Source organism: Clostridium sp. HBUAS56017 (assembly GCF_007115085.1).
Taxonomy (GTDB): domain Bacteria; phylum Bacillota; class Clostridia; order Clostridiales; family Clostridiaceae; genus Clostridium; species Clostridium cibarium.
In genome coordinates, this window is record NZ_SULK01000001.1 from 140,842 (window position 1) to 148,513 (window position 7,672).

The 7,672-nt window shown below is 30.2% G+C and carries 4 protein-coding genes and 1 other annotated feature; all 4 genes read right to left on the minus strand.

All coding sequences use genetic code 11. From position 1 onward, the window contains the following. Entirely contained in the window at positions 1-2,340 is a 2,340-nt protein-coding gene (locus tag FAY47_RS00795) for a U32 family peptidase (RefSeq protein ID WP_143314452.1), read from the minus strand. A 169-nt stretch (positions 2,341-2,509) separates the two neighbouring features. After that, positions 2,510-3,673, minus strand: a complete 1,164-nt coding sequence (zapA, locus tag FAY47_RS00800) for a cell division protein ZapA (RefSeq protein ID WP_143314454.1) — start codon at positions 3,671-3,673, stop codon at positions 2,510-2,512. Between the two features lie 143 nt (positions 3,674-3,816). After that, positions 3,817-6,192, minus strand: coding sequence for a phenylalanine--tRNA ligase subunit beta (pheT, locus tag FAY47_RS00805; RefSeq protein WP_143314456.1), 2,376 nt, complete (start codon positions 6,190-6,192; stop codon positions 3,817-3,819). 14 nt (positions 6,193-6,206) lie between these two features. Then, positions 6,207-7,226 (minus strand): phenylalanine--tRNA ligase subunit alpha, encoded by a 1,020-nt coding sequence (gene pheS / locus FAY47_RS00810; RefSeq protein ID WP_143314458.1) that lies wholly within the window; start codon positions 7,224-7,226, stop codon positions 6,207-6,209. Positions 7,227-7,309: 83 nt separating this feature from the next. Beyond that, positions 7,310-7,531 (minus strand) — a binding site (T-box leader). Between the last annotated feature and the right edge of the window lie 141 nt (positions 7,532-7,672).

Below are 7,672 nucleotides of genomic sequence, written 5' to 3' on the forward strand. Positions count from 1 at the left end.
TTATTCAACACCTCTTCTATAATGGCCCTTAGTATATAGGTTTGTATCAACCTTAACGCTACCTCTTATCATATTTAAAACTTTAATAACTTCTTCTTGTCCTTCATCTTTAAAATCTACTCTAAAAGTTTCAATTCCCATTGATTTTAAATCTTCAATTTCTTCTATTAGATTCAATGGAGAACTATTTAAGATATGGCTCCTACAATATACATCAGTCATTACTCTAAATTCTTCATTCATTCTATCAACCAATGTAAAATTATCTCTCATGCAAGCACTATTACACTCTTTATCCTTGCACTTACCACCAAAAGTACTTCCTATAGGACAATATTCACTTATCATTACTTCTGTTTTTCCATATATATTATAAGCTACTCCCTTAATATTACTCTTCATGATTTCTTTTATTTCTTTTCTATTAAGTTCTAAACTAAGAGAAACTATACCTAAATCTTTTCTTGCAAAATCTAATGCGTGAGAATTAAATATATTAAGCTTATAATCTCCTATTATACTAAGTTCATTTCTATATATGTTAATTACACCTACATTTGAAGTTATTATTCCCTTTATATTCTCCTTGCACTTCTCTATAGTATTAACTATTGAATTAAATTCTTCCTTAATAACTTCAGGAATTAGTAGATATACATTAGTATTTTTTATATTTTCTAAATCTGAAAGTCTTATTGCATCTTTCTCCCTACTAAATAAATCAACACCAATGTTTTTTATATTCTCCTTAAGCAAAGAATCTAGCTGAGCTTTCGTAATACATGTGAATAAAATATCTATTTTTGGTATATTTTTATACACTTCACTATCCTTTACTCCTAAAGCTCTTTTTCTTCTATATAAAGATGTTTCTTGCTTCCTTATCTTCTCAAACAATTCTCTCCTTAGATTATTTAAAGATGCTATTCTTAAAAAACCTTCTTCATAACAAGCAAACTCAATTTCTTCTAGTTTATATGGACAATCCCCTGATTTTTTTAAAGCATCCCTAATCCTATCCTTTTCTAAGGGTTTTCTTTCGGCCTTTTCAACCATGTCACCTTTTACAGAATAAGTTTTTCCATTTAGTATAGCAGTTATTGTAATTTCTTCTCCTATTTTAAAATTTACTTTACCATATAAATTTATCTTTTTATAATAAGGTTTGATTTTTTCTTCCAAAGAGTCAAAAAGTTCTTTACTAGATGTTCTAAATATCATATCTCCCTTTTTATATCCCTTTGGAAATAACTTTACCCTTTCTCCTCTTTCAGCTCTTTTAACTTCATTTCCTTTCACCATAATTTTACTTAAGGTAAAGCCATTTTCTCCATATCTTATCCCATCACCTATAGCTACACTTTCATTTAATATTACCTCTCCATTATCTAATATCTTTCCAATTTCGACTCCAGTATTTTTAGCAAAAGAGTAACTCATCATATCTTTTCCTACATTCTTTCTGAGATATGCCTTAGAAAACCCACTTCTATTAAATAATTGAAGTAACACTCTCTTACCTTCAGCTATATTATACTTTTCATTTTTCAGCTCTTTATCAATAGCTTTTCTATAATTCTCCGTAACACCGGCTACATATTCAGGCCTCTTCATTCTTCCTTCAACTTTTAATGATGAAGTTCCACTTTCTATTATGTCTTTAATATCCTCTATTGTGCATATATCCTTAGGGCTCAAAAGGAATCCTTTCTTTTCTCCCATTGAATTAGACTTCAATGTATATTGCATCCTACAAGGTTGTGCACATCTACCTCTATTTCCACTTCTCCCACCTATCATCGAACTCATCAAGCATTTTCCAGAATAACAAACACATAATGCTCCATGTACAAATATTTCTGTCTCAATACCTAAATCCTTTGAAATATGTTTTATTTCTTCAAGTGAAAGTTCTCTTGAAAGAACAATTCTAGTAAAACCTTTTTCCTTAAAATATAAAGCTCCCTCACCGTTATGTATTGTCATTTGAGTAGACGCATGAACTTCAAAATCTTTATAATTTTCTTTAATTAGCTTAAGTAAACCTAAATCTTGAATTATTAAAGCATCAACTCCTATTTCATAAAGATATCCTGCATATTTTACAGCTTCTTTTAGCTCTTTTTCCTTAAGAATTGTATTCATTGTTACATATATTTTAACTCCATAACTATGGCAATAATCCACAGCTATTTTCATATTTTCATTATCAAAATTTGATGCATAGGCTCTAGCTGAAAACTTACTCCCGCCTAAATAAACTGCATCTGCTCCATTATTTATTGCAGCATAAAGACTTTCCATGCTCCCTGCTGGAGCCAATAATTCTATTTTAGTCATCTTCATCTCTCCTATAGTCTACTATCATAATCAGCATGTCTAATCTTATTTATATCATAAAACCTTCAATATTACCAATTTTCTTTATTCATGACCCATTTATAACATAAAAAGATTATTATAAAATAATATTAAATATATCATCCTACAATAATCTTAATTTTATCCTCTATTTCATTAACGGATTATTTGCTTTCTTCATCTTTGCCATTTCAATTTGAGCATCTAACAGCTTCTTTTCTAAATCTAAAATCCTGTATTTTGAAGTCTTCAACTCATTTCTAGATTCTTTACCACTATCCAGTATTTTTGTTTTTTCATAAGTTAACCTTTCTACTTTTTCTTCTAGTTCACTTATGATATTTTTCTTTTCTTGAATTTCTTCATTTAATATTTCCTTTTCATTAATACCTTTTATTCTACACTCTTCCTCAAAGGATGCCTTTGTTGATTTTTCCATATCTAGTTCTTTATTCTTTTCATCTATTTTCCCTTTTAAGCTAGTGACGCTTTTATTTAAGATATTAATTTCATCTTTCAATTCCTCATTACGTCCCATTATTATGTCAAGTTCTTCCTCAACAGATTCTTTCGAATTACTAATCCTCTTTATCTCATCATTAAGCTCTTTATTTTTCTTTTTCAATGACTCTATTTCATTATTTAAAATATCTTCTGAATACTTTCCTTCGTCAAGTAGTTTATTAATTTGTTCTTTTTCATTTAAAGCAGCTGTTAATTCTTTTTTGATAGCATTTTCAGCATAAGATGCTTCTTTTATCTTTTCTTCTAGAATAGTATTTTTTTCTCTTTCTTTTTCTACTTGCTCGTCCAAATATCCATTTAAATTATTTACTTTAGATAATTCTTTTTTTAGATTTTCAATTTCAATTTGTAAGCTCTTATTGTTACTATTTAATTTACTATTCTCATCAAATAAATTTTTATTCTTATTAGTTTGTTCTATTATATTTTCATTTAACTTACGAACTTTATTTTCTAAATCACCGATTACTTTATTACTAGTTCCATGAATCTTTTCTATTCTTTCACGTAATTCCTTTATTGTATCGCTTAAGGTTTGATTTCTTTCCTCTAATGAAACCTTAATTTTATTTAATCTGTCTACTTCAATATCCCCTTTGTAAAGTTCATCTGCTATATTTATTGCCGCTAGGACTGCTGCATCTCCTGTACTTAAAAAGGTATTCTTACTTGTAATTTCTTTTATTTTACTATTAACAAATTCAGATACTTCTTTTAAATAATTTTCATCTTCTTTACCCTTTAAATTATATTCTCTTCCATTTATAGTAACTGTAACTTTAATCATAGTAACACCTCTCAAAATTGTCTTTATAAATAATTATAGGGGAATTAAACCTATAAAACAAGCTAGCTGATAAAAAATCAGCTAGCCAAAATCTTACAATATTATTACTACTTTCATCCTATACGCAACAAATCAACAACATTTTATCTTAATTGTGCTCCAACTTTATTTTCCAAGCTCTTCAATATTTTATCGTGAACTTTATTTACATCATTATCAGTTAATGATTTTTTCGCATCTCTATACACTATTGCATAAGCTATACTCTTCTTACCTTCTGGAATTTGAGAACCCTTATAAATATCAAATAGTGCTATCTTCTCAACTATTGAACCACCAGCTCTTAACATACAGTCTTCAATATCTCCAACAAGTATACTATCATCAACCAAAATAGCTATATCTCTTGTAGCAGCTGGAAACTTAGGAATTGGTGCATACTCTCTCTTAACATTAGAAGCTTCATATAAAAGATCTAAATTCAATTCAGCTACATAAGAAGGAACATCTAACCCATATTCATCTTGTACATCTGGATGTATTTCACCAAATATACCTGCACTCTTACCTCTTAATTGAATTCCCGCTGTTTTTCCTGGATGGAATGTAGGATTTTCACTTTCCCTTACGAATTTAGCCTTAGTAATTCCTAATCTATCAAGCACATTTTCAACTACACCCTTCAAATCAAGGAAATCAACTTTTCCATACATACCAATAGTTAAAATATTCTTTTCATTTGGAAGTTTATTTTCCTCTTCGCTCTTAACATAAACTTTTCCTATTTCAAAAAGCTTAGCATATTCATTATTTCTTGAATAATTTCTTCCAAGTGATTCCATTATAGAAGGCAAAGTTGAAGTTCTCATTACTGAGAAATCTTCTCCTAATGGATTTTTAATTTTAATAACATTTCTAAGTTCAGAATCTTCTGCTACCTTTATTTTATCAAAAACCTTAGGTGATACAAAAGAATAAGATATTGATTGATTTAGCCCAGAAGCTATTAATGCATCAATAACAACTTCTCTAAGAATATCATTTTTATGCTTGTTTTCTCTCATAGGAGTCACATCAAACACTGTGGTAGGAATCTTATCATATCCATAAATTCTTGCAACTTCTTCTGCTATATCTTCTCTTATTCCTATATCTACTCTAAATGTAGGTACAGTTATCTCTAAGTTATCTCCATTTATTTCAGTATTTAGGTCTAAAGAATCTAATGCACTTTTCATTTCTGCTTTAGTTATACCAGTTCCTAAGAACTTATTAATCCAGCTTGCAGATACTGTCATATGAGAAATTTCTTTAACCGAAGGATATTCATCTATAGTTCCTTCCATTACTTCCCCAGAACCTAATTCACAAATAAGAGCACAAGCTCTATCTAATGCAATTTGTGCTAAATTTGGATCAATATCCTTTTCAAATCTTGATGAACTTTCAGTTCTAAGGCCTAAAACCTTAGAGTTAACTCTAATATTAGTTCCATCAAAATTTGCGCATTCAAATACAACTTCAGTAGTATCTTCCTTTATTTCTGAGTTTAATCCACCCATAATACCAGCTAGGGCAACTGTTTTGTCTCCATCCTTAATGCATAAGAAACTTGAATCTAATTCTCTTTCTATTTCATCAAGAGTTGTGAACTTTTCTCCATCTTTTGCTCTATCTACTACAATTTCCCCAGTAGTTAGCTGTCTTTTATCAAATGCATGCATTGGTTCACCAATTTCTAACATTACGAAATTTGTTATATCTACAATATTATTTATTGGTCTCACACCCGCTTCAAGCAATCTTTCTTGCATCCAACTTGGTGATGGAACTATTTTAACATTTTTAACTCCTCTAGCCATATATCTTCTGCAAAGGTCACTTTTAATGGTTACCTTTAATTCATCCTTTATATTTTTAGAAGATTTAACTTCAAAGTTAAGGTTTGGCATTTTATATGTTGTTCTAAGTGCTGCAGCTGTTTCCCTTGCCATACCCACCATACTTAAACAATCTGGTCTATTAGATGTAATATCAAAATCTAATATAGCTTTATTTAGTTTAAGATATTCTTTTATATCCATTCCTATAGGAGCATCTTCTGGTAATATCATAAGTCCATGTACCGGCTCATCTCCAGCTATTCCAAGCTCTTCTTCTGAGCAGAACATACCATTAGATACAACACCTCTCATCTTGCCCTTCTTTATCTCTGTTCCATCAGCTAAAATAGATTTATGAAGAGCAACAGGAACTTTATCTCCTTCTTTCATGTTAGTTGCAGCTGTAACTATTTGAATTTTTTCTGTTCCAATATCAACTTGACAAACATTTAATCTATCTGCATCAGGATGCTTTTCTATTTGTTCTATATAACAAACAACTACATTCTTAATACTATCTCCTTGAATCTCTACCTCTTCAAGTTGTGAACCTGTAAGCGTAAGTATATCTCCAAGTTCTTTAGCGTCTACATTTATATCAACATAATCTTTAATCCAATTAAATGGTACCTTCATTACTTAATCCTCCTCTAGAATTGATTTAAGAATCTCATATCACTTTCATATAATAATCTGATATCATCAAGGCCATAGCTAAGCATAACCATTCTATCAACACCAAATCCAAAAGCAAATCCGCTATAAACCTCTGGATCTAAGCCACAATTTCTAAGAACATTTGGATGAACCATACCACAACCTAAAAGTTCAATCCACCCCGATCCTTTACATACATTACATCCTTTTCCCCCGCATACGAAACAAGTTGCATCCATCTCAGCAGATGGCTCTGTAAATGGGAAATGATGTGGTCTAAACTTTGTCTTAACCTTATCACCAAACATCTTCTTTGCAAATAGCTCTAAAGTTCCCTTTAAGTCTGCAAATGTAACTCCTTTATCTATTACTAACCCTTCCATTTGATAGAATATTGGAGAATGGGTAGCGTCCACAGAATCAGCCCTATAAACTTTTCCTGGAGAAATCATCTTTATTGGTGGTTCTTGCTTTTCCATAGTTCTAATTTGTACTGGAGATGTTTGAGTTCTTAGCACAATATTATCATTTATATAGAATGTATCTTGCTCACTTCTAGCTGGATGATTTTTGGGTATATTTAGAGCTTCAAAATTATAATAATCAAGCTCTACTTCTGGTCCATCTTCTATTGCAAATCCCATAGAAATGAATATATCCTTCATTCTCTCAACAGTTAGCTCCAATGGATGTCTCTTCCCAATATCATTTTTCTTTCCTGGAAGTGTTATATCTATAATTTCGCTGCCAAGTTTTTCATTCTTTTCTCTTTCTTTTATTTCCTTTGAGATAAATTCCAACTTATCTTCTACAACTTTTTTTACGTCATTTACCATTTTACCTACTACAGGTCTTTCTTCTTTAGACAAACCACCCATACTCTTTAAAATAGTAGTTAGTTCTCCTTTTTTACCTAAGAACTTAACTCTAAGTTCTTGAACTTCTGCAGTATTTTTTACTGCTTCAATTTCTTTTAAAGCCACTTCTTTAATTTGCATCAATTTTTCTTGCATTTTAATTCTCCTTTACTTGAACTTTGTAAGTAATAAGTTTTCCATTAACTTTACTAATTTTGAACATAAAAAAAACGCCCCTAAAAAGGGACGAATTATCCGCGTTACCACCCTAATTGGTCTGTCTAAATAAAGACAACACCCAACTCAATAATTTAACGGTTTCCCGCTAGCTACTACTAAAAATTTCACAGCTAGAACTCCTGAGGGAACTTCAATATAACTCCTCATAAAAAGGCTTCCAGTCCAAGACCCTTTCTCCCTGAATGTTTTATTATATTTACTTTCTCAATCATAGTTTATTATTCTATTACTTTCCTATTATACAAATAAATTTATTAAATATCAACTATTTTGTCTAACTTTCTCGTAGAGTGAAAAGCTACAAGATTTTTCTATAGATTTGTGATTTTTCAACGACTTTGAGACACAAATAATTTTTCATA

Coding starts and splice junctions, on each gene's coding strand:
- FAY47_RS00795 (WP_143314452.1), bottom strand. CDS start 2,340: ATGACTAAAATAGAATTATTGGCTCCAGCAGGGAGCATGGAAAGTCTT.
- zapA (WP_143314454.1), bottom strand. CDS start 3,673: ATGATTAAAGTTACAGTTACTATAAATGGAAGAGAATATAATTTAAAG.
- pheT (WP_143314456.1), bottom strand. CDS start 6,192: ATGAAGGTACCATTTAATTGGATTAAAGATTATGTTGATATAAATGTA.
- pheS (WP_143314458.1), bottom strand. CDS start 7,226: ATGCAAGAAAAATTGATGCAAATTAAAGAAGTGGCTTTAAAAGAAATT.